The organism is Massilia sp. TSP1-1-2, assembly GCF_049896185.1.
Lineage (GTDB): Bacteria > Pseudomonadota > Gammaproteobacteria > Burkholderiales > Burkholderiaceae_D > Telluria_A.
The window spans coordinates 17,574-38,675 of record NZ_JAFCTU010000042.1; the positions used below are offsets into that span (position 1 = coordinate 17,574).

Below are 21,102 nucleotides of genomic sequence, written 5' to 3' on the forward strand. Positions count from 1 at the left end.
GCTAGTCTCCGGTTAAAAGGAGGCGCGCCGCGCGGCGCCTCCGGAATGTCGATACGGCGGTAATGCACACTGCCAGCCAGGCCAGCGCAAAGGCGACTCCGGCCAGTACATCGCTCAGGTAATGCGCGCCCAGGTAGACCCGGCTAAGAGCAACCAGCGCCACCATGGCCGCCGCGGCGCACAGCACCGCGGCGCGCAAAATCGGGCGCCCCACCGTGCACACCAGGTAAGCTGCCAGCAAGCCATAGAACAACGCTGCGCCGGACGCATGCCCGCTCGGAAAACTGTACGTCGACAAGGTCACCAATGGATCATCAAAACCGGGGCGCGCACGATGGAATATGTACTTTAACAAAACATTGACCAACATGCCGCCCGGTACCGCGAATACCAGCGCCAGCAGCCAGTAAAAAGCCTTTTCCGCCCGCAGGTAAAGCGCCAGCACCAGCGCCATGACCAGGATCCCGGCTTGCTGGTGCCAGGTAGTAATGAACAGCATCAGCGGGGTCCAGCCGCTGTGCGCGTACCGGTGAAACCAGTTGGCAAGGCGAACATCGAGCAGCGTCAGCGGCGCACCGGCCACCACGTCGCTGGCGACGATGCCAAACGCCCACGCCGCCATCAGCATCGCAAGCGCCCCTAGCGTCAGATGCAGCCCGAACGTTCCGGTTGGACTGAAACGCGCGGCAAGCTGCCGATGGAGACGGGGGAAACGCTGTTTCATGGCTTGCTTTAATGACGACAATGCGCCATTTACGCACGAAGCGCGGTTTGCCGCCCGCGAGGACCGTGCGGGCGAACGAACTGTTGCATGAATGCATCCAATTTGCGTAAACGCCACAAAACAGAAAAATACTGGGATTTTGTACAGTACCTGTGGATTTATACAGTGGTTGTGATATTCTGGACTCTCTTGATCGACGCAAAACCAACAAAAAGGAATTTGTCATGACCACCTTGAACAGCAACTTTGGTATGGAATACGCACCTACCCCTTTCATGCTGCGCATCGGCCGCCGTGAAGTGCTGGTCACGCGTGACTTCCGTAAACGCTTCTATCCAGTCAACCCGGTCATCGAGTGCGACACCGGCGTCGAACCCGGCCATGTCGAGGTGCTGCTGCTGCGCCGCTGGCTGCTTATTCTGTCCAAGGCGCATTAAAAACCGCATATGCAAAACTGATTTAATTCGTGTCCTTTCGTTAGCGCGGGATTTATTCTAGTCCTACCCGAACTAACTTTGAAAGTGCCCGCCATGCTGTTAAAAAAAATAAGCCAGTCACTGATCGCGCTAGCCCTGCTGTCGCAGGCAGCCGTCGCGGCAGACATCAGCCTGCTCAACGTGTCGTATGACCCGACACGCGAGCTGTATCAGGATTTTAACGCGGCTTTCGCCAAGCAGTGGAAAGCCAAGACTGGCGACACCGTCACTGTCAAGCAGTCGCACGGCGGTTCGGGCAAGCAGGCGCGTACGGTGATTGACGGTCTCGAGGCCGATGTCGTCACGCTCGGTCTGGCCTACGATATCGACGCCATCGCCGAGCGCGGCCTCGTCAGCCCGCAATGGCAAAAGCGTCTTGCGCACAACAGTTCGCCGTACACATCGACGATCGTGTTTCTGGTCCGTAAAGGCAATCCGAAGGGCATTAAGGATTGGGGCGACCTGGTCAAGCCGGGCGTGTCGGTGATTACCCCGAATCCAAAAACGTCTGGCGGTGCGCGCTGGAATTACCTTGCGGCTTGGGGCTATGCCATCAAGCAACCGGGCGGCACCGAGGCCAGCGCCAGGGAATTCGTCGGCAAGCTGTACAAGAACGTGCCTGTGCTCGATTCGGGCGCGCGCGGTGCGACGACCACGTTTGTCGAGCGCGGCATTGGCGACGTTTTGCTGGCATGGGAAAACGAAGCCCTGCTGGCCATCAAGGAACTGGGCCCGGACAAGGTAGAAATCCTCGCGCCGTCCGTCAGCATTCTGGCCGAGCCGCCCGTTGCCCTGGTCGACAAGGTGGCTGACCGTCACGGTACGCGCAAGGTCGCCGAAGCGTATCTGCAATACCTGTACAGCGATGAAGGCCAGGAAATCGCTGCGAAAAACTACTACCGCCCGACCGCCCCAAAAACGCTGGCCAAGTACGCGTCGCAGTATCCCAAGGTGAAGCTGTTTACGATCGATGAAGTATCGGGCAACTGGGCCAAGTCGCAAAAGGCGCACTTCGCCGATGGCGGTCTGTTCGACCAGATCTACCAGCCGAAGCGCTAGCAGCGCTGTCGGACTTGACGAGGCGAGCCGGAAATTCAGCTGTCCGAGGACAGATTTCGACGATTTTGAAGGTCAGTGGTTCTATTGACTAAAAAAGCGGTGAAATAGGGGCCGGTAAGGTGGATTTCTCGGCCGCCTCCGTTTAGTCCGACAGGCTGGCCAGTAAAGGGGGCTGGCGCGACGCTTGCCTGCGCTGGTTTGCAAAGCCCGCGTCGACATGGCCCTGCGCCTGGTCCTGGTAAGTTTGCAGCGTGCCCGCACTGACGTGGCAACCGGGTTATGATTGTTTTTTCGCGCTCGTTTTTCGAGCCACACTGTCAAAACCAGGAGACGCAAACGATGCCACGCATGACCCAACATGACTTCGATCCCGAGGTTCTCGCACTGTTCGACCGGTACGTTCACGGCGCCATCGATCGCCGCAGTTTCCTGTCGCAGGCGGGCAAGTACGCGGTCGGTGGCGCCACCGCCGCCAGCCTGCTGGCGGCACTCTCGCCAAGCTTTGCGGCCACCATGGTCGCGCCCGCCGATCCGCGCATCAAGGCACAGTACGTCGAGTACCCGTCGCCCAACGGCTACGGCACGCTGCGCGGTTACCTGGTCAAGCCGGCCAATGCAAAAGGCAAGATGCCAACCGTGCTGGTGGTGCACGAAAACCGCGGCCTCAATCCCCACATCGAAGACATTGCGCGCCGACTCGCGCTTGACGACTTCATCGCCTTTGCCCCCGACGCGCTGTTCCCGCTGGGCGGCTATCCCGGCGACGAAGACAAGGCGCGCGAACTGTTCGGCAAACTCGACCAGGTCAAGACGCGCGCCGATTTCGTGGCTGCGTTCGAGGTACTGAAAAAGCTTCCGGAAGGCAGCGGCAAGGTCGGCGTGGTAGGCTTTTGCTACGGTGGCGGCATCGCCAACTATTTACCTACCGTGGTCAAGGGATTGGATGCGGCGGTACCGTTCTACGGTGCGCAGCCGCCGGCGACCGAGGTTTCCAAGATCAAGACGCCCTTGCTCATTCACGACGCCGGCATGGATGAACGGGTGCTCGCCGGTTGGCCCGCCTACGAGGCAGCGCTGAGCGCGAACAAGGCCAACTATCTGCACTTTGTCTATGCGGGCGCACAGCACGGCTTCAACAACGACACCACGCCCCGTTATGATGAAGCAGCGGCCAAGCTGGCCTGGTCGCGCACGGTGGCGTTCTTGCGTGAGCACCTGAAAAGCTAAGAATTGCGTCATTGGCGCAGCATTGGCGTATTGCATGACGCTCCTGTGCACCGGCCCTACACATCGGTGCGATGCACAGGGCGCATCCTGGACAAACGCCAAGCGGCCCGTAGCGCCTGGTCTACTGCGGTTTCTCGCCCGGCACCCTGCTGTGCAGGAATGCCAGGTCGTCATCATCGAGCAGCGCGTCGGGAATCGTCTCGATATGATCGACATCGATATCGGCCCCATCCCTGACCACGCTGTCGCGCCCTGCGGCGGCCCGCTCACCGGTGCCGCCGGAATCGCTGTCGCTGTCCAGGTCGGCGTCGCCCACATCGGGCCCGGCGGTGCCGCCGGCGCTGCCCGCTTCCAGGTCGGACGTGGTGCCGCTGCCAAGGTCAAGGATGTCTTCCTCCCCCGCCAGGCCGCGCGCGCCCATCATGTCGCTGCCGCTGTCGGACGAGTCGCTCGGGCCGAGCGCCCCGGTGCCGTGCCCGATGCCCAGCCTACGGTCTGGTGGATCCGGAAAGTTATCGGGATCGAGTGTGCTGTTGCCTGTCATTATGGCCTCCGCAACGTGGGTTGAAAGATACTCAGTCAGTTCCGACAGGCTACCGAATTTTCATTCGTCGCGGCGCACGGCCTCCCGCGGGCGCCACTGCATGCGCTCGGTAATGTCCATGCCGACCCCCCGATACCCGGTAAAGCGGCTGGACGAATCGAACATCGGCTCGCCGCTCACCTGCAAATACTGGATCTGGCCATTGGTGCGCGTGCGCGTGTACACAAAGTCGAGGAACGGGGCGCGGCTGGCGATGTTCGCGTCGAGTCGCGCGCGTTCATCCGCGTTCCAGCCGCCGTCGGCCCCTTCACTCGAGCCGATGCCCAGCATCTCGGCCACCGGACCCGAAAAGCGCGTCATATTGCCTTCTGCATCTTGTTCCCAGTACCAGTCGGACGACAATTCGGTAAAGCGCTGAAAGCGTGCTTCGCTTTCCTTCAGTTCGGCGGTGCGCTCGGCAACGGTTTGCTCGAGCTGGCGATTGTAGTTCGCCAGTCGCCGGTACAGCAGGCGCACTTCGAGCATGTTGTGAATGCGCGTTTGCACTTCCACCAGGTCAAACGGCTTGCTGACGAAATCCTTGGCGCCGGCCTTGAGCGCCTGCAACTTGTGCCCGGGCTGGGCCGTGATGACCAGCACCGGCAGATAGCCACCCGGCTCGATATCCTTGATCGCCTCCATCACCTCAAAACCGTCCATGACCGGCATCTGCAAGTCGAGCAGGATCAGGTCGTAGCGATGTTCCTTGTGCAGGGGATAGACATCGGTGGGCGTCTGCGTGGTGGTGATATTGGTATATCCGCCATTGCGCAGCATCTGTTCGAGCAGCATGACATTGGCTTCCTGGTCGTCCACGATCAGGATGCTGGCGTTCAGGATTTCGGAGGCTTCTAACATAAAATCTTTCGATGGAACTTCATTACAGGCTGTGTTCGGCTGCATGCTCGAGTGCGACATCAAGCGCTTCCATGAATTCGCGCACCCGGATTGGTTTGGTCAGATAGCGGAAGAAACCCGCCTCCAAGCCTTTTTCTATATCGCGCGGCATGGCGTTGGCCGACAGCGCCAGCACTGGGATGTTGCGCGTGGCGGGGTCTTCCAGCAGGCTGCGCAACGCTTCGTAGCCGCTGATGCCGGGCAGATTGATGTCCATCAGGATCACGTCGGGCAGGTAGGCGCGCGCCAGCTCCAGGCCCAGCGCCCCTGTGACGGCGGTCAACAGGCGCAGATCGCCGCGGCGGCCGATCAATTCTTCCACCAGCGCCAGATTGGCGGGGTTGTCTTCCACGTACAGCAGCGTCGGCTGAGCGGTGCCGGCCCGTTGCCCGCCGCGCCGTTCCAACGCGTTGTCGCTCATATTGTCGAGCATGAGTTCGGGCGGGTCGGAGGCGGCAAATTCAACCCAGAACTCGGAACCGACGCCCACGCTGCTTTCCACGCCGATGATGCCGCCCATCAGTTCGACCAATTGCTTGGTCACCACCAGGCCGATGCCGGTGCCCTCTTCCAGCTTGTTTTCCTGGCCGAGCCGGTTAAACGGCTGGAACAGGTGCGCTACTTGCTCGGGCGCCAAGCCAATGCCGGTGTCGCGCACGCTGATGCGGATCCGGTCCTTGCCCGATACCACGCACTTGACCACGACCGAGCCGCCCGTCGAGTTGTACTTGATGGCGTTCGACAGCAGGTTGATCATCACCTGCTTGACGCGGGTACGGTCGGCATGCACGTAATACAGCTTGTCGAAGGTGGGAAACTCGAGGCTGATGCCGCGCTTTTCCGCCTGCGGTTCAATCATGCCCTGGCAGTCGGCCAGCACGTCGGGCAGCGACATCGATTCCTGCGACATCGTGACCTTGCCCGATTCAATCATGGCCAGGTCGAGGATTTCGTTAATCAAGCGCAGCAAATACCAGCCGCCCTTGAGGATCTGGTCGATCGAGCGCTGCTGGTGCGGCGGGGGCGGCGGCACTTCCGACGACATCAGCTGCGCAAAACCGAGTACGGCATTAAGAGGCGTGCGCAACTCGTGGCTCATCGAGGACAAAAATTCGGACTTGGCGCGGTTCGCCTTTTCGGCCGCCTTGCGCGCCGTGATCAGTTCGGCGTTCGATTCCTGCAGCGCCAACTCGAACAGTTTATGTTCCGTCACGTCGCGCGCGGCGGCAAACACGCCGCGCAGCTTGCGGTCGCGGTCGTAGAAAGTGGTGGCGTTGTACGACACCACGGTTTGCTTGCCGTCACGCGAGATCGCGGTCAGCTCTTCATTTTTGACCTTGCCTTCGCGCAGCACGCGCGCCACCGTTTCTTCCGCCCGCTCCGGCTCCGTAAAATAATTTTTGAACGGCGCGCCGATCAATTCATCGCGGGTGCAGCCGGTCAGCAATTCCATTTGCGAATTGACGTCGCTGATGATGCCGCGCGGATCGGTCGCGATCAGCGCATCGATATTCGATTCGATCAGCGAACGGGTGTAAAAGTGCTGGTCGCGCAAGCGCTGGTCGAGCAAGGCTTGCTCCGCCTCGGCCTGCTTGCGCGACGTATTGTCGGTGCTGATGAGCAGGTAACCGATGACCTTGCCCACCGCGTCGCGCAGCGCCGTGACCGACACCAGGGCCGGAATGCGCGAGCCATCCTTGCGGATATAGGTGGTCTCGTAAATGTCTTCCATGCCGCGCAGCGCCTTGTAGACGAGCGACTCGAAGCCGGGCGCGATGGTCTCGTTCAGTTCGCGCGAGAGCGCGGCGGCGCGCGCGTTCATTTCCTGGCGGTCAGAAATCTTGGCCGGCGTGAGCTGGTCGACCACTTCGGCCGCCTTGTAGCCGAGCATGCGTTCGGCGCCCACATTGAAAATCTGGATCACGCCCTGCGCATCGGTGGCAATGCTGGAAAAATTGGCGCTGTTGAAAATGGCATCTTGCAAGGCGCCAGCCTTGAGCATCGGTCCCTCGTGCAAGGCGCGCTCGCGCGCGTTGCGGGCACTGATCGCGCCTTGCACCCGCACGAACAGCAGCGCCAGGAAAATGAGCAGCAAGATCACGCTAATCTTGATCAGATTGACGGCGCCCGGGGACTCGACCGCATAGCTCAGCGCAATGCCGCTCACCAAGAGCAGCACCGCCAGCGTGGCGGCAAAGCCGACCAGGATGAGCCGTTCGACCGATGCGGTCTTGAGCATGGTGACCATTAGCCCGCGCTCTCCTGGCGGTGGCGCACGTCCGACAGCAGGCGCACGAATTCCTTTTTTACAACGGCGTAGCATTCGCACACGTCGTCCTCCAAACCTTTACGGTCGAGCACGGTGATGTGGCCGCGCCGGTAACTGATGTAGCCATAGCCTTGCAGGCGTCCGGCCGCTTCGGTCACGCCCTCGCGCCGCACGCCGAGCATGTTGGCAATCAATTCCTGGGTCATGGTCAAGTCATTGCTGGGCAAGCGGTCGAGCGTGAGCAGCAGCCAGCGGCACAGCTGCTGCTCGACCGAATGGTGGCGGTTGCACACGGCGGTCTGGGCCATTTGGGTCAGCAGCGCCTGGGTGTAGCGCAGCAGCAAGCGCATGACGGGGCCGGCGCGGTTGAATTCTTCCATCAGCACCGCGATCGGCAAGCGGTAGCCGAAGCCGCCCGTCTGAACAATGGCGCGGCTGGGTGTCGTGTTGCCGCCCATGAACAACGACACCCCCAGGATGCCTTCATTGCCGACGCCGGCAATTTCGGACGAGCCGCCGTTTTCCAGCAAATAGTGCATCGACACGATCGACGTCGTCGGAAAATAGAAATGCTGCAGCTTGCCGCCGGATTCATACAGGACGTCGCCCAGCTTCATCGGCACCAGTTCCAGGTGCGGCAAAATGCGGTCGGATTGCACGTCGAGCAAGGCCGCGAGCAGGTGATTCTGGTTAGGATCGTTCTTACTGGACATGTGAGGCTACCCCTGCTTCCAGTGGCATCTTGTGAGTATTGTTAAAGTGTAGCAGGCGCATAATTTCATACCAGAATGTATTTCATAAGGGTAGTATTCGTATGTGCGGAACCGAACATACATCCTCAATATAGATGTTTTATATTGAAAAATAGTCAGCGCCGTGCTCCAGCGCCAGCCGCCATTTGAGGGGTCACATGCAAAATCTGTTTCGGCGGGTGCGCCTGTCGGTCTCCGTCTCGGCGGCCTTGACGCTGTGCGTCGGTTTATCGTTGACTGCGCTCCTGTTCGCCTCCGTCAGGCGCGCCGAGACGCAGGTCCGCACGGCCCGCTTCGAACAGGAAGCGTCGCTGCGCATCAGTGCAGTGTCTTCCGGCCTGTCCGACGCGGTGCAACAAGTGATGGTCGTCAACGGTTTGTTCCGGACCTTCGGCAACGTCACCGCTGAACAATTCGCCTCTTTTACTGCGCCCTTACTGGCGCGCTACCCTGAAATTCAAGCGCTCAGCTACCAGCACGTGATCATGGACAGCGAGCGCAAGCGCTATGAAGCGCAAATGCGCCGGCGCTTTCCCAACTTCACTATTTCAGAATTTGTGGGTGGCACGCAACGCCCGGCTGCGCAGCGCGACAATTATAACGTCGTCGAATATATCCAGCCAGTCGAAGGCAACGAACTGGCCCTCGGCTTGGACACCTCACGCACGCCGGAACACGCCGCCGCGCGCCTGCGCTCGCGCACGAGCGGGCAGTCAGCCGCGACCAGCCTGCTCACGCTGGTCCAGGTCAAAGGTTTTCACACGGGTTTCCTGGTGCTCGCCCCGGTCTACCTGCGTGGCGCCCCGATCGACACCGAAGCGCTGCGCCAGCGCGCGGTGGTGGGCGAAACGGCCGCCGTGTTCCGGGTAGACCACCTGATCGCCACCCTGCTCAACCGCGCCGGCCTGCGAGGCACGCCTGGCATGGCGGTCAATATTTACGCCGCCGCATCGGCCCAGCAGTCGCAACTGGCCTTTCGCGATGGCCAGGCGGCGCGGCCCTTGCCCGCCGACAGCCTGATTCCCGCCTGGTTGCTGTACGACCATGCCACGCCGAAAAGCGCCAGCTTCACCGTTGCCGGCACGCCCTGGTTCATGCAAGTGGCGCAAGCCCCGGCGCCGTTCACGGCCACGCCCGGCGGCTCGCTGTACGCGCTGCTGGGCGGCATTTTGTCGAGCCTGCTCGCTGCGGGCGCCGTCTATAGCGTGGTGTCGCGCAAGTCGGTCATCGAACGGGTGACCACGGAACGCACCAGAACGCTGCGCGACGACAACCTGCGCCTGGCCGAAGACCTGGCGCTGCGCATGCGCACCGAAAAGTCGCTGCGCCTGCGCGAAAAGGTGATCGAGGTCTCGTCCAACGCCATCATCATTTGCAGCGCGGTGGCGCCCGACTACGCCATCGAATACGTCAATCCGGCCTTTGAATCGATTACCGGCTTTAGCGCCGCCGACGTGATCGGCAAGAGCTTGCGCACGCTGGCCGGCGCCAGCCAGGATCACCAGAACATCGAGGAAATCAGCGCCGCGCTGCGCGAACAGCGCGAAGGCCACGCGGTGCTGCGCAATTACCGCAAGGACGGCACCGGCTACTGGAACGACCTGTACATCACGCCGGTGCGCACCGACGAGGGCGAGATCATCAACTTCGTGGTGGCCCAGTACGATATTTCGGCGGTGATGCGCTATGAAGCCGAGCTTGAATTCCAGGCCCGGCACGACGCCCTCACCGGCCTGGCCAACCGCAACCTGCTCAACGAACGGCTCGAACGCGCCATTTCCAACGCGCGCCACGGCGGCACCGAACTGTGGGTGGTGTTCGTCGACCTCGACCGCTTCAAGTTTATCAACGATACGCTGGGCCATGAAGCGGGCGACATCTTGCTCAAGACGCTGGCCGAAAGGCTCAAGCTGGCCGTGCGCGAGGCCGACACCGTAGCGCGCATGGGCGGCGACGAATTCGTGCTGGTGCTGCCCGAAGGCACGGGCCGCGACGCCGGCATGCAAGTGATCCAGAACATCATGGATGCAGTGGCCGAGCCGCTCTTGATCCAGTCGCATGAATTTTTTCTCACCTGCAGCATCGGTATTGCCGCCTACCCGAGCGACGGCGGCACCGCTGAAACGCTGACCAAGCACGCCGACATCGCCATGTACCGGGCCAAGGAAATGGGCCGCAACACGTGGCAGTTCTATGCGCCGGCCATGAGCGAGCGCACCCGCGAACGCCTCGAAATCGAAGCCGACCTGCGCCACGCGCTCGAGCGCGGCCAATTTGTGCTGCATTACCAGCCCCAGCTCGACCTCATCAGCGGCAATATCGTCGGCATGGAAGTACTGCTGCGCTGGAACCATCCGCAGCACGGCACGATCGCGCCGTCGCGCTTTATTGCACTGGCCGAGGAAATGGGCTTGATCATGCCGATTGGCGCTTGGGTGCTGCGCGCGGCGTGCGTGCAAACCAGGGCCTGGCAGCTGGCCGGCCTGGGCCAACTGCGCGTGGCGGTCAATCTGTCGCCGCGCCAGTTTACGCAAAAAGGCTTGGTGCAGTCGATTGCCGCCATCCTGGAGGAATGCGGACTGGACGCGCGCCACCTGGAGCTGGAAGTGACGGAAAGCATGGTCATGAGCGACGTCGACCATGCCATCACCATCCTGCGCGACCTCAAGCAGCTTGGCGTGCAAATTGCAATCGACGATTTTGGCACCGGCTACTCGAGCCTGTCGTACCTGCGCCGCTTTCCCATCGACGTACTCAAGATCGACCAGTCGTTCGTGAGCGACATTGCGTTAAAAGAAGATGACGCCGCCATTGTGCGCGCCATCATTTCGCTGGCGCATGGCTTGCGCTTGAAAGTCATTGCCGAGGGCGTGGAGACGAACGAGCAGCTGGAGTTTCTGCGCGAACATGGCTGCGACCAAGTGCAAGGTTTCCTGTTCAGCCTGCCGGTGCCCGCCACCGAGTTCGCCGCGTTGGCCGCAGGCGGCCTGTGCGTTGCCGCGCCGGTATCAAAAAGCGTGGCGCATGCCTAGGTTCAAGGCCGACGAGCCGCCCACGGCGACCAGGTCGCCCGCCATCTCGCTGCCGCCATGGCGCATCTGGGTGTGCGTGTAAGCGGCGTAAAAGTCGGTGCGGCGCGATTGCGCGTAGGTGGCGCCAAAAGCGAATTGGTCGGCATCGCGGTTGGCGAGGTCGCGGTCGTCTTTTCGGCTAAACGAGGTGAGCAAGGTGGTCTGGCGGCTGACCGGCATGGCCAGGCCGACCAGCACATCGCGGCTGTCGGTCGAGGACGTGGACGAGAGCGCCGCCCCGTAGGGATTGTCCGGGTTCCACAATGGTGACGTGCCCCGGCCGCGGCTGGCGCTATAGGCGGTGTAGGCTTTCATCGGCCCCAGGTCGACATGGGCGGCGATGATGGAATTCTTGGCATCCATGCGGTTACCCAAAGGCATCGTCGGGACGGCGCGGGCGACAGTCTTGTTTTGGTGGGCAATCCGAAAGGTGACCGGGCCGCCGCGCAAGCCGACCGAAATACCCCAGGCGCGGTTGTTGCGGTCGCTGCGGTCGATATTGTCGAGCGGACGCGCGGCCGGCGCATCGGCCAGGCCCATGCGCTTGCCAGGGTAGCCAAAAACCCGCGTTTCGGTGTCCGGCGTGCCTGCTTCGGTCAAATCGCTGACATCGATAATGGCAACGGCGCGCTTGCTGCCGTACATGGGGACGCTGGCCCGGAACACCCGGCTGTTCTGGGCCTGGGCCTGGGCCTGGGCCTGGGCCTGGGCCTGGGCCTGGGCCTGGGCCTGGGCCTGAAAGCTGGCAGCGCAGGCGCCCACGGCAAGGACGAGCAAACAAGATGATTTCATTACGGACTCCGGCATAAAGGATTTCGCCGGGATCAGTATCGCTCCCATATGTACACCTGATCTGTCGGTTACCCCACACAGTCATGCATTTATATCAAGGGTGATGCGCCTGCCGCCATGCAGCGGGTCTATTATTTGCTGGACATTAACTTGTTCTGTTCATCCAGCCACACTTTCAATGGTGCGAAATACGCGATCAGCGCCCCGCCGTCAATGTTGTCCTCGCCGCTGATCGCCTGTAGCGCTTCCTGCCACGGTTTGCTGGCGCCCATGGCCAGCATGGCCTGCAGCTTGGCGCCCGCCTTTTTGTTGCCGTACACCGAGCAGCGGCTCAGCGGCCCCACGTAGCCGGCCTCGCGGCACAGCGCGCGGTGGAACTGGAACTGCAGCATGGTGGCCAGGAAATAGCGCGCATACGGCGTATCGGCAGCCACGTGATACTTGGCGCCCGCGTCAAAGCCGCCGGCCGCCAGCGGCGCCGGGCGCGCCACGCCCTGGTATTGCTCGCGCAGCGTCCACCACGCAGTGTCGTAGTCGGCCGGCTTGGTCTTGCCCGAATACACGTCCCAGCGCCATTTATCGACCAGGTAGGCGAACGGCAGGAATGCCACCTTGCCCAGCGCGCGTTCGAGCAGCAAGGGCACGTCGTCGCTGCCGGCCGGCGCGTCAGTACGCAAACCGATTTGTTTCAGGTAATCGGGCGTGATCGACAGCGCCACGGTGTCGCCGATGGCTTCATGGAAGCCGTCGTTGGCGCCGTTCCTGAACAGTTCGGACTGCTTGCGGTAAGCGAGCTGGTAATACGTATGGCCAAGCTCATGGTGGATGGTCTTGAAATCCTCGTCCGTCGGGGTAATGCACATCTTGATGCGCACGTCGCCCTTGCCGTCCATGTCCCAGGCTGACGCGTGGCACACCACTTCGCGGTCCTGCGGCTTGGTCAGCAGCGAGCGCGACCAGAACGTGGGCGGCAGCGCTTCCATGCCCAGCGACGTGTAAAAACGCTCGGCGTAGCGCGTCATCTCGACCGGGCCGGTCTTGTTGGCGACCAGCGCGCGGCCCAGGTCATCGTCGTCCTTGTTGCTGGCCGGTTTCAGGATCGGATACAGATTGTCCCAGCTCTGGCTCCACATATTGCCAAACAAATGGGCCGGCACCGGGCCGTCGGCCGGCACCACCGCCGGGCCATAGGTCTGGCGCAACTTGTGGCGCGTGTAGGTGTGCAGCGCAACATACAGCGGCTTGACCTGTTGCCACAGCCGTTCCATCTCGGCGGCAAAAGCTTCAGGGGGCATATCGTAGCCGGAGCGCCACAAGGCGCCCGTGTCGGCAAAACCCATCTCGCGCGCGCCCTTGTTCGACAGCGCCACGTAGTCGGCGTAGTGCTGCTTGTAGGCTGGCGACACCGCATGCCAGCCGAGCCAGACTTCCTTCAGGCGCGCCGGGTCGCGGTTTTCGGCCAGCACTTTTTCCAGTTCGCCCAGCGCCATGCACGGGAGCGTCGATCCGTCGGCCAGCTTGGGACAGTATTTACCTTTGCCGTAGGCGCCGCTCATGCCGGCGGCCAGGCGCGTGTAGCTGGCGCGCTCGCCGGCGTCCGACAGCATTAGCGACAACTGCAGCAGCTTGAGCTTGCGCGCGGTTGCCTGCGGCAGCTTGAGCGCATTGAAGCGGCGCGCTTTCAAGGCCAGTTCGCCGGCGGCCGACAGGCGCTGCTCGTCGGCCTGGGCCACCGACGCCTCGGTGTCGTCGGTAATGAAGGTGTTGTACACCCAGCCGTTGCGCGCGCTGTCGAGATCGAGCTTGGTGAGCAAGGCTTCGGCCTCGGCCACGAATTTCTCAGCTTCGGCAACGGTTGGCGGCGCCATGCGCTTGGCCGCGATGGCGCCATGCGCCGCGCCGGCGCCGGCCAGGCTGGCGAGCAAGGCCGCCACGGTGGTGATGTGTGTTGTCAGGCGCTTCATGTGGCGTCTCTCCGGCGGGTGGTTTTAGCGTGAAAAATACGGCAAAAAGGTCAGGATGCCGATGACCAGCGCGGCGATGGCGGCAATCAGTACGCCGCCGGCGGCAATGTCCTTGGCGTGTTTGACGGCGTGATTATAATCAGGCGAGACCACGTCGCACACGTATTCGACGGCCGTATTGATGGTTTCGCCAACCCACACCATGCCCATGGCCACGATCAGCCAGCGCCAGTCGCTCGCGCTCACGCCGCAATACAGCGCCAGCGCGATCACGCCGATGGTGGCCACGCCGTGCAGCCAGGCGTTGTGCTGCGTCTTGAGCATGAAGGCGATACCCTGCAGCGCATAGCCGAAGCTTTTCAGGCGCGCCGCCAGCGTCAGGCGCTGGGGCGTCACGGCACTTTTTACGTCGTTCATGGCAGCAAGCCTTTGTTCACGGAAAAACAATCTAAAAAACCATTTTACGTGATCGCCGACTGAATGTGCCGGAAAGCAATTCGCACTGTCAGCCGCCGGACTGCCGCGGGTTGTAGCCGTGCTTCTTGAGCGCGGCCATGACCGCTTCGCAATGGTCGCCCTGCACTTCGATGGCCCCATCCTTGACGGTACCGCCGGCGCCGCAGGCAGTGCGCAATTGTTTGCCCAGCGCTGCCAGCGCGGCGGCATCGAGCGCGAGCCCCAAGACCCGGGTTACCGCCTTGCCGCCCCGCCCCTTGGTCTGGCGCGACACGCGCACCACCCCGTCGCCGGCGATGGCGCCTTTGCTGTTGGCGCCGCAAGCGCATTCGGAGACGCCTTTGGCGCAGATCGGGCATATCCGCCCCACTTCCGTGGAATACACCAGCGTACCGCTTGAACTGTTTTTCATCATGGCCGTAGTTTATTCAAAAAAGTCATTTTTATCGCATCCAATGTGCGCTTTGCTGCGTATGAACGGTAGCGCTCCCGGCAAAGGGGATCTTTACATCGACAACCAAGAGGCCTGAAAAATGCACACTCCCCCTTTACCAAAATTGTTGCTCGCTGCAGCCATTACGCTGACTTTGTCCGCCTGTGGCGGCAGCGACGACTACCAGGCACCCGCCACGCCGGTGCCCCCTGCCCCGCCAGTGCTCGACGTCGGCGACGCCGTGGTCTTGAGCGCGTCGGGCAAGCTGGCCTCGTTCAATCTCGACGCGCCCGCCACGCTGCGCACCAATGTTGCCATCACTGGCCTGCAAGCCGGTGAAGTCTTGCTCGGCATCGATTTCCGCCCCGCTGACGGCAACCTGTACGGCGTGGGCAGCACGGGCCGCATCTACACGCTCAACCCGGCCACCGGCGCGGCCACGGTCAAGTCGACCATGGCAGCCGACGCGGCCGACACCAGCGCGCCCTTCGCCAGCCTGGAGGGCACCGAATTTGGCGTCGACTTCAATCCTGCCGCGGACCGCCTGCGCGTGATCGGCAGCTTGGGCCAAAGCCTGCGCATCAACGTCGACACCGGCGCCACCACCACCGACGGCGCCATCAACGGCGGCGCTGCCGGCACGGCCATCAATGCCGCAGCCTACACCAACGCCTTTGCCGGCACGGCCAACACCACGCTGTTCGTCATTGACGCGCGCAATGGCACGCTGTACACGCAAAACCCGCCGAACAACGGCACCCTCACCACGCCGGTGTCGCTGGGCGTGAGCGCCTCGATTATCGGCGGCTTTGATATCGACGCGCGCAACAACCAGGGCTACGCCGTCATGACGGTGGGCGGCGCGCGCAATTTGTACGCGGTCAATCTGGCTGCCAGCGCCGCCGCGGCCACGCTGGTCAGCGCGCTCGGCGTGACCGAGGACATCAAGGGCTTTGCCCTGCGCACGCTCAAATCGCCCGTGGTCTACGGCCTGACCGACGGCGCGCGCCTGATCGGCTTCAAGCCGCTCACGCCATCGACGCTGGACACCGATGTCGCCATCACCGGTCTGGCAAGCGGCGAAAAACTGCTGGGCATCGACATCCGTCCAAAAGATGGCTTGATGTACGCCATCTCGTCCACCGGGCGCATCCACACCATCGACCCGGTCACGGGCGTGGCCAGCTTCAAGGTGGCGCTGGCCGCCGACGCGGCCGACCTGACGCTGCCGTATGCCATGCTGGCGGGGTCGGACTTTGCCGTCGACTTCAATCCCGTGGCCGACCGCCTGCGCGTGATCAGCAATGCCGGCCAGAGTCTGCGCATCAACGTCGACACGGGCGCTGCCACCACCGACGGCAGCATCAACCGTAGCGGCGCCACGCCCGTGGTGACGGCCGGCGCCTACACCAACAGCTTTGCCGGGACCGGCGCCACCATGCTGATGGTGCTCGACAGCGACAGCGACAGCCTGGCGCTGCAAAACCCGCCCAACGACGGCACGCTGACCAATATCGGCGCGCTCGGCCTGGACCTGGCCGGCGACGGCGGCATGGATATCGCCGGTGGCGCCAACGGCCTGGTGCTGGCATCGCTGCGCACCGCCGGGGCCGGCCCGAGCCGCCTGTACCGCGTGGACCTCGCCAGCGGCGCGGCGCTGCCGGTCAACGGCGCGGCCAATGCCGCGCTGTCGGTCATCGGCGCCGGCACCATGAACGTGCTCGACATCGCCGTCTCGCTCAAGTAAGCCTGCCGGCGCAAAAAAAGCCCCGTTCGCGGGGCTTTTGGCGTTTACTTTTTCTGCTAAACCTGCTTGTGACATTCCCTCATGCCCATCAGGTCCGCCTTGCCTGATCGGCAGGATGATTCACACCGTCATTGGTGGGGACACCCTTGATATCGAAAGGGTTGACGCCTTCCAGGCAACCGACGTTGTAGCCGTACTCGTCCGGGTTGGAGCGGCGTTGGTGGTGGGTATAGATGCCGCACACGGAGCAAAAGTAGTGCTTGGCGGTGTTGGTATTGAATTCATACAGCGTGAGCTGGTCGTGGCCCTGCACGATCTCGATTGCCGACAGGGGCACCGATGCCACGATGGCGCCCTTCCTGCGGCAGATCGAACAGTCGCAGCGGCGTGGATTGACGACGCCGTCGGGCAGGTGCAACCGGAGCACGACTGCCCCGCAATGGCACGACGCGAGGTGCTTCTCATGGATCGTGGTGGGACCGACCTGCTTGATCATGCCATGGCTCCTTAAAATGATTGGTAAATTTCAACATTGTCTGGATGTTGCTGATTTTATATTGTATGGTTTAACCCCGCTGGCGTGCGCGTCCCGTTTAATGAATACCGGCACAACATTCGCCCCACTTACCAAGGAATAATATGATGGACCTGAAAACGCTGGCCCGCACTGCCGGCTGCCTCACGCTGATCGTCGCCATCGGGGCGTGCGCCAAGAAGGAGGAGCCGGGCGCGGCGACTGCGCGGCTGGCAGAGGAAATTTCCGCCACCAGGACAGCACCGGCGCCGGTAGCCAAGCCGTCGGCCAGGGCCGCCGCCGCCGACGCCGGCGCCGGCGCCGACAAAGAGGTGACCACGGCGAGCCAGACCCAGCAAATGGGTTCGAGCGCGGCCACGTACGTCGATGGCGAGCGCAAGTTCATTCGCAAGGCGAGCGCGCAATTTAACGTCAAGGACGTGTACGTCGCCGCGCTGGGGATCGAGGACACCGTCGCCGCGCATGGCGGCTTTGTGGTGCTGAATCACATCACCACGGAAAGCATCAGAAAAGAGAGCCGCCCGATCGGCGACGGCAAGCTGCTTGAACTGAACGAATACAAGGTGCAGGGGCAGTTGGTGGTGCGCGTGCCGAGCGCCAGGACGCAGGAATTTCTGCGCGCGATCGTGGGGCACATCGTATTCCTCGACCAGCGCAGCTTCAGCGCGCACGACGCCCAGTTCGACCTGCTGCGCCGCCAGCTCGACGCGATTCGCAACCAGGAAACGCAGGGAGAACTGGGGCAAGCCATCCAGGATGGCGGCAAGCTGGGGCAGAAGGCGGACGCGATCACCGCGCGCGGTGAAGTCAAGGGCGCGCGCGACGCCGCCCTGCTCGAGAAGAAGGAGTTCGAAGACCAGGTGGCGTTCAGCACCATCGAGCTGTCGATGTACCAGCAGTCCAAGCTTGTGCAGAGCGAGCGCGCGGACATCGATGCGGCATTTCGCAAGGCGGGGCCGGGCTTTTTTAGCCAGCTGGGTGAAAAATTGAAAGGGGGCTGGGAAGGCTTGCTCAGTTTCGTACTGGTGCTGGTGGGGATCTGGCCGGTGCTGCTGATTGGCGCGTTTGCGACAGTCGCGGTGATGCGCGTGCGAAGATCGCGCCGCTTGAAACGGGCCGCCTGAGCCGCGCCCGCCTCGCGCACGAGCCGCAGCAAGCCCGAAGCAAACAGTCAACGCTGGCGCCGCTCTGCCTGCTGCGCCAGGTCTTCCCAGCCATGCGCGCGTAAATGGGGGGCAAGCGGTGGTGCGGCGGCCAGCTGGGCGTCGCTCAGGTCTGCCAGCAGCGCCGAAACTTCTGCGCGCGTGATCAATGGCCACAGCCCGACGGTGGCGTAATCGATCCGCTCGCCAAACACCGCCCACACGCGCCGATGCATTGCCGCAGGGCGCGCAATTGTCCAGTTCTCCTGCTGCCGGATCGTCTTGCCGGAGGCGTTGCGGGTGCTCATGGTCACCGGCGCATTGATGTCAACGCCGCTGGACAAGGCCAGCAATGCACGCTCGAATGCAGGGCCCGGCTCGGCGCCGCCCGGATACCAGTTCGCCAGCGTCATGTAGGGCAGCACACCGTCTTTGCCAGGCGCATGCGGGTCCATTCCATGCGCGAGCAAGACTTCGATCAGTCCGAGATACCCCTTGCTGGCGGCGAAATGCAGCACGCCATCGGCTTTCTTGTACCGGCTCTTGAGTTGCAGCCCGGACGCGACCCCATCGGACACCACCTTTTCCCAGGCAGCAACACTATCGTCGGCAGGCGCCGCGGCCGTCAGGTATTCGTAGATGGCAACCTGTCCGGCATCGGAATATCCGTCCTGCACGGCGCCGCCGTCGATCAGGATTTTCATCAACGGCAAATCGCGATGCGTTGCCGCAATGCCGAGCTCCTTGCTGTAGCCCTCGTAGCGGTCGGCCGCCGCGCCGCGCGCCGCAAGCAGCCGCACCATCGCCATATTCCGGGCTACGACGGCGAAGCCAAAAGCGGGAAACGTGCTCGCGCCGTTATCGAGCAAGTACGTCGCCGTCGCAGCGTCAGAGCGTGCTACCGCGCAGTTCAAGGCCATGCTCAGGGTTTCCGACGTTGGCCGCAAATCCATGCCTGTCAGCTTTTTCAGGAACGCGAGGTCGCCCTTGCAGGCGCTGTAATGGCCTTGCGCCGGCCGCGCTGCGCGTGCGTTGCAGGCGCCACAGGCAGGCGGGGTAACGGCGCATTTCCAGCCTGGCCGCTCTGCAGCGAGCGCAGTGTTTGGAGCGACAAGGCGGCCCACAGCACCAGGATGAGGATCGTTAGCGCCAGCAACAACGTCCAGCCCAGCGCAGAACTGATCAAGCCGCCCGCCCCTGACCTGGCGACGCCATCCCACCAAGCCTGCGACCTTAGCAGCCGGAGGCCGAAGGCGAACAAGAAAAACGGCACCAGGCTCACCGGAATCCAGACCAGGGTCCGCCGAACAACGGTTATCCTCAGCACTTTCCTGTAGCGGCCGGGGTCGGCATGCACGCACAACATGCAGCCCACCAGGAACGCGCTGAAGACCAGTGCCGCGAGCGGAACCACAATCCACAGGGTCCAATCCGGCAGCAACACTGGTACTTTATTGATCACGGCGAGGACAAGCGCCGTCAGCGCGCACTAGGCGGAAAAGCGCCGGAGCGAAGGCAGCGGCAGCTCCGGGAGCCTGATGCCCAGAACGCCCATCGCAAAGCGTGCAAGCAGCGGGCACCAGGCGCGCAACATGATTGCCGCGCACAGCACCATGGCGAAGACCGCGACGACGGCTCTGGCGCCTTGCCACGGCACCATCGCGGTGAGCGCGATGGTCATCAGGGACGCCGGAACCGCCAGCGCGGCCAGCACGGGCCAGCTGAACAATGAGCGCGCGCGTGCCACCCAAAACCGGCGTTGCTGCGCCACGATCACGGTGACATGTAATGCTGTTACCAGCTCTTGCACAAAATTCATTGGGACTGCCTACGATGTTTGCGTCCCGCATTATGTATTGACGGCAAGAATTCCGATAGGGCATCCCATGCCCTTACCTCAAATCAGGCCGCGCGCCGTCAGCTCCTTTTTCGCATACGCATAAAACACGGGCGCCGCAATCACCCCCGTCATCCCGAACAGCGACTCGCCCACCAGCATCGCAATGAGCAGCTCCCACGACCTGGCATTGATCTTGGAGCCGATAATGCGCGCGTTCAAAAAGTACTCCAGCTTGTGCAGCACGACCATGAACGCCAGGCAGGCAAGCGCCGTCTCGAGCGAATGCGACAGCGCCACCACCACCAGCACCGTGTTCGATACCAGGTTGCCCACCACCGGCAACAGCCCGGCCACGAAGGTGAGCGCAATGAGCGACTTGGAAAACGGCAGCGACACGTCCGCCATCGGCAGCACCACCAGGATGAAAACCCCGCTCAGGATGGTGTTGATCCCGGAAATCCACACCTGGGCAAAGACGATGTTGCGAAACGCGTCGGCCAGAATCTGCACCCGCTCCAGCAGCGCGGCGGCAAACGGGCGGTGATATTGCGGCGTGAGCGTGTCATGCAGCGACACCATGACGCCGATGATCATGCCGATCAGGATGCGGGTGAGCGTCTTGCCCGCCGCCGCGCCCATCGCCTGGGCGTCGGATGCGTGCTCGCGCAGCCAGCTGGTGATCATGTTGCGCACCGAATCGGCGTCGACCGGCATGTGCGCGCTCAACCACACCGGCATCTGGCCGCGCGAGGCGTCGATGATGTCGGCCATTTTCTGGAACAGGTGGCTCATGCTGGTGGCGTCGGTCTTGAGCAGCACCGTCAGCCCCCACACCGCCATCGAGATGCCCGTGATCAGGATCAGGCCGATCGCGGCCGCGACGATCATGCGCGCCCGCACGTCGCTGATCTTGCGGCCCAAAAACGGCGCCATCAGCCGGATCAGGCTAAACATCAGCAAGCCGGCGAACAAGGCACCCAGCAAGCCATCGAGCAGTACCATGAGCAAGAACAATACAGCGAAAATATAGGACGCGATGCTGCTGGCATCGAGTGTCTCGACGGCGAGGGTCGGGCGGCTTGCCATAGGGTGTACTCCGGATGTGAAACGGGTTCGTCCAGGCGAACTGTGGACT

At 62.6% G+C, this 21,102-nt stretch carries 20 protein-coding genes; 6 read left to right on the forward strand and 14 right to left on the reverse strand.

The genetic code is table 11. The features are described from left to right. Window position 1 precedes the first annotated feature (1 nt). The gene (locus ACP7BV_RS24085; RefSeq protein WP_426107396.1) at window positions 2-724 is read right to left on the reverse strand and encodes a phosphatase PAP2 family protein; all 723 of its coding nucleotides are present in this window, start codon (window positions 722-724) and stop codon (window positions 2-4) included. 224 nt (window positions 725-948) lie between these two features. Between ACP7BV_RS24085 and ACP7BV_RS24090 the strand changes: the two genes are divergently transcribed. From ACP7BV_RS24090 to ACP7BV_RS24100, 3 genes are all read left to right on the forward strand, one after another. Then, window positions 949-1,161 carry a hypothetical protein gene (locus ACP7BV_RS24090; RefSeq protein ID WP_426107397.1) on the forward strand — a complete coding sequence of 71 codons (213 nt, stop codon included), beginning with the start codon at window positions 949-951 and terminating at the stop codon, window positions 1,159-1,161. A gap of 93 nt (window positions 1,162-1,254) precedes the next feature. Beyond that, complete coding sequence (locus ACP7BV_RS24095; RefSeq protein WP_426107398.1) at window positions 1,255-2,259, forward strand: sulfate ABC transporter substrate-binding protein; 1,005 nt, start codon at window positions 1,255-1,257, stop codon at window positions 2,257-2,259. A 339-nt stretch (window positions 2,260-2,598) separates the two neighbouring features. Then, complete coding sequence (locus ACP7BV_RS24100; RefSeq protein ID WP_426107399.1) at window positions 2,599-3,486, forward strand: dienelactone hydrolase family protein; 888 nt, start codon at window positions 2,599-2,601, stop codon at window positions 3,484-3,486. Between the two features lie 121 nt (window positions 3,487-3,607). Here the strand turns inward: ACP7BV_RS24100 and ACP7BV_RS24105 are convergent, their stop codons facing one another. The 4 genes from ACP7BV_RS24105 to ACP7BV_RS24120 are packed head-to-tail and all read right to left on the reverse strand — an operon-like array spanning window position 3,608 to window position 7,948. Next, window positions 3,608-4,030 (reverse strand): hypothetical protein, encoded by a 423-nt coding sequence (locus ACP7BV_RS24105; RefSeq protein WP_426107400.1) that lies wholly within the window; start codon window positions 4,028-4,030, stop codon window positions 3,608-3,610. Window positions 4,031-4,090: 60 nt separating this feature from the next. Further along, complete coding sequence (locus ACP7BV_RS24110) at window positions 4,091-4,927, reverse strand: response regulator (protein ID WP_426107402.1); 837 nt, start codon at window positions 4,925-4,927, stop codon at window positions 4,091-4,093. A 22-nt stretch (window positions 4,928-4,949) separates the two neighbouring features. After that, window positions 4,950-7,214, reverse strand: a complete 2,265-nt coding sequence (locus tag ACP7BV_RS24115; protein WP_426107403.1) for a PAS domain-containing hybrid sensor histidine kinase/response regulator — start codon at window positions 7,212-7,214, stop codon at window positions 4,950-4,952. Further along, window positions 7,214-7,948, reverse strand: coding sequence for a Crp/Fnr family transcriptional regulator (locus tag ACP7BV_RS24120; protein WP_426107405.1), 735 nt, complete (start codon window positions 7,946-7,948; stop codon window positions 7,214-7,216). The genes ACP7BV_RS24115 and ACP7BV_RS24120 overlap by 1 nt, the downstream gene beginning before the upstream one ends. A gap of 197 nt (window positions 7,949-8,145) precedes the next feature. Between ACP7BV_RS24120 and ACP7BV_RS24125 the strand changes: the two genes are divergently transcribed. Beyond that, entirely contained in the window at window positions 8,146-11,019 is a 2,874-nt protein-coding gene (locus tag ACP7BV_RS24125; protein WP_426107406.1) for a bifunctional diguanylate cyclase/phosphodiesterase, read from the forward strand. Here ACP7BV_RS24125 and ACP7BV_RS24130 read toward each other — a convergent pair. From ACP7BV_RS24130 to ACP7BV_RS24145, 4 genes are all read right to left on the reverse strand, one after another. Beyond that, window positions 10,996-11,850 carry a porin gene (locus ACP7BV_RS24130; RefSeq protein WP_426107407.1) on the reverse strand — a complete coding sequence of 285 codons (855 nt, stop codon included), beginning with the start codon at window positions 11,848-11,850 and terminating at the stop codon, window positions 10,996-10,998. The genes ACP7BV_RS24125 and ACP7BV_RS24130 overlap by 24 nt on opposite strands. A gap of 131 nt (window positions 11,851-11,981) precedes the next feature. Then, entirely contained in the window at window positions 11,982-13,814 is a 1,833-nt protein-coding gene (locus ACP7BV_RS24135) for a M2 family metallopeptidase (RefSeq protein ID WP_426107408.1), read from the reverse strand. Between the two features lie 24 nt (window positions 13,815-13,838). Next, window positions 13,839-14,231, reverse strand: coding sequence for a diacylglycerol kinase family protein (locus ACP7BV_RS24140; protein WP_426107410.1), 393 nt, complete (start codon window positions 14,229-14,231; stop codon window positions 13,839-13,841). Between the two features lie 88 nt (window positions 14,232-14,319). Continuing rightward, window positions 14,320-14,682 (reverse strand): translation initiation factor Sui1, encoded by a 363-nt coding sequence (locus tag ACP7BV_RS24145; protein WP_426107433.1) that lies wholly within the window; start codon window positions 14,680-14,682, stop codon window positions 14,320-14,322. Between the two features lie 121 nt (window positions 14,683-14,803). Between ACP7BV_RS24145 and ACP7BV_RS24150 the strand changes: the two genes are divergently transcribed. Next, window positions 14,804-16,450 (forward strand): DUF4394 domain-containing protein, encoded by a 1,647-nt coding sequence (locus ACP7BV_RS24150; RefSeq protein ID WP_426107411.1) that lies wholly within the window; start codon window positions 14,804-14,806, stop codon window positions 16,448-16,450. Window positions 16,451-16,538: 88 nt separating this feature from the next. Here the strand turns inward: ACP7BV_RS24150 and ACP7BV_RS24155 are convergent, their stop codons facing one another. After that, a complete protein-coding gene (locus tag ACP7BV_RS24155; RefSeq protein ID WP_426107412.1) occupies window positions 16,539-16,946 on the reverse strand; it encodes a GFA family protein in 408 nt (135 codons plus the stop codon). 143 nt (window positions 16,947-17,089) lie between these two features. Between ACP7BV_RS24155 and ACP7BV_RS24160 the strand changes: the two genes are divergently transcribed. Beyond that, complete coding sequence (locus ACP7BV_RS24160) at window positions 17,090-18,109, forward strand: DUF4349 domain-containing protein (protein WP_426107413.1); 1,020 nt, start codon at window positions 17,090-17,092, stop codon at window positions 18,107-18,109. 47 nt (window positions 18,110-18,156) lie between these two features. On the opposite strand, the gene ACP7BV_RS24165 is transcribed toward ACP7BV_RS24160, so the two are convergent. From ACP7BV_RS24165 to ACP7BV_RS24180, 4 genes are all read right to left on the reverse strand, one after another. Further along, a complete protein-coding gene (locus tag ACP7BV_RS24165) occupies window positions 18,157-19,080 on the reverse strand; it encodes a hypothetical protein (protein ID WP_426107414.1) in 924 nt (307 codons plus the stop codon). Window positions 19,081-19,094: 14 nt separating this feature from the next. Next, on the reverse strand, window positions 19,095-19,589 hold the full coding sequence (locus ACP7BV_RS24170) for a hypothetical protein (RefSeq protein ID WP_426107416.1): 495 nt from the start codon (window positions 19,587-19,589) through the stop codon (window positions 19,095-19,097). A gap of 27 nt (window positions 19,590-19,616) precedes the next feature. Further along, complete coding sequence (locus ACP7BV_RS24175; RefSeq protein ID WP_426107417.1) at window positions 19,617-19,946, reverse strand: hypothetical protein; 330 nt, start codon at window positions 19,944-19,946, stop codon at window positions 19,617-19,619. 78 nt (window positions 19,947-20,024) lie between these two features. Beyond that, window positions 20,025-21,053: an AI-2E family transporter gene (locus ACP7BV_RS24180; RefSeq protein ID WP_426107418.1), complete on the reverse strand. Its 1,029-nt coding sequence runs from the start codon at window positions 21,051-21,053 to the stop codon at window positions 20,025-20,027. Between the last annotated feature and the right edge of the window lie 49 nt (window positions 21,054-21,102).

Excerpts from the sequence above, each read along its gene's own strand:
- ACP7BV_RS24085 (WP_426107396.1), bottom strand. The coding sequence starts at position 724 with ATGAAACAGCGTTTCCCCCGTCTCCATCGGCAGCTTGCCGCGCGTTTC.
- ACP7BV_RS24090 (WP_426107397.1), top strand. The coding sequence starts at position 949 with ATGACCACCTTGAACAGCAACTTTGGTATGGAATACGCACCTACCCCT.
- ACP7BV_RS24095 (WP_426107398.1), top strand. The coding sequence starts at position 1,255 with ATGCTGTTAAAAAAAATAAGCCAGTCACTGATCGCGCTAGCCCTGCTG.
- ACP7BV_RS24100 (WP_426107399.1), top strand. The coding sequence starts at position 2,599 with ATGCCACGCATGACCCAACATGACTTCGATCCCGAGGTTCTCGCACTG.
- ACP7BV_RS24105 (WP_426107400.1), bottom strand. The coding sequence starts at position 4,030 with ATGACAGGCAACAGCACACTCGATCCCGATAACTTTCCGGATCCACCA.
- ACP7BV_RS24110 (WP_426107402.1), bottom strand. The coding sequence starts at position 4,927 with ATGTTAGAAGCCTCCGAAATCCTGAACGCCAGCATCCTGATCGTGGAC.
- ACP7BV_RS24115 (WP_426107403.1), bottom strand. The coding sequence starts at position 7,214 with ATGGTCACCATGCTCAAGACCGCATCGGTCGAACGGCTCATCCTGGTC.
- ACP7BV_RS24120 (WP_426107405.1), bottom strand. The coding sequence starts at position 7,948 with ATGTCCAGTAAGAACGATCCTAACCAGAATCACCTGCTCGCGGCCTTG.
- ACP7BV_RS24125 (WP_426107406.1), top strand. The coding sequence starts at position 8,146 with ATGCAAAATCTGTTTCGGCGGGTGCGCCTGTCGGTCTCCGTCTCGGCG.
- ACP7BV_RS24130 (WP_426107407.1), bottom strand. The coding sequence starts at position 11,850 with ATGAAATCATCTTGTTTGCTCGTCCTTGCCGTGGGCGCCTGCGCTGCC.
- ACP7BV_RS24135 (WP_426107408.1), bottom strand. The coding sequence starts at position 13,814 with ATGAAGCGCCTGACAACACACATCACCACCGTGGCGGCCTTGCTCGCC.
- ACP7BV_RS24140 (WP_426107410.1), bottom strand. The coding sequence starts at position 14,231 with ATGAACGACGTAAAAAGTGCCGTGACGCCCCAGCGCCTGACGCTGGCG.
- ACP7BV_RS24145 (WP_426107433.1), bottom strand. The coding sequence starts at position 14,682 with ATGAAAAACAGTTCAAGCGGTACGCTGGTGTATTCCACGGAAGTGGGG.
- ACP7BV_RS24150 (WP_426107411.1), top strand. The coding sequence starts at position 14,804 with ATGCACACTCCCCCTTTACCAAAATTGTTGCTCGCTGCAGCCATTACG.
- ACP7BV_RS24155 (WP_426107412.1), bottom strand. The coding sequence starts at position 16,946 with ATGATCAAGCAGGTCGGTCCCACCACGATCCATGAGAAGCACCTCGCG.
- ACP7BV_RS24160 (WP_426107413.1), top strand. The coding sequence starts at position 17,090 with ATGATGGACCTGAAAACGCTGGCCCGCACTGCCGGCTGCCTCACGCTG.
- ACP7BV_RS24165 (WP_426107414.1), bottom strand. The coding sequence starts at position 19,080 with ATGGATTTGCGGCCAACGTCGGAAACCCTGAGCATGGCCTTGAACTGC.
- ACP7BV_RS24175 (WP_426107417.1), bottom strand. The coding sequence starts at position 19,946 with ATGAATTTTGTGCAAGAGCTGGTAACAGCATTACATGTCACCGTGATC.
- ACP7BV_RS24180 (WP_426107418.1), bottom strand. The coding sequence starts at position 21,053 with ATGGCAAGCCGCCCGACCCTCGCCGTCGAGACACTCGATGCCAGCAGC.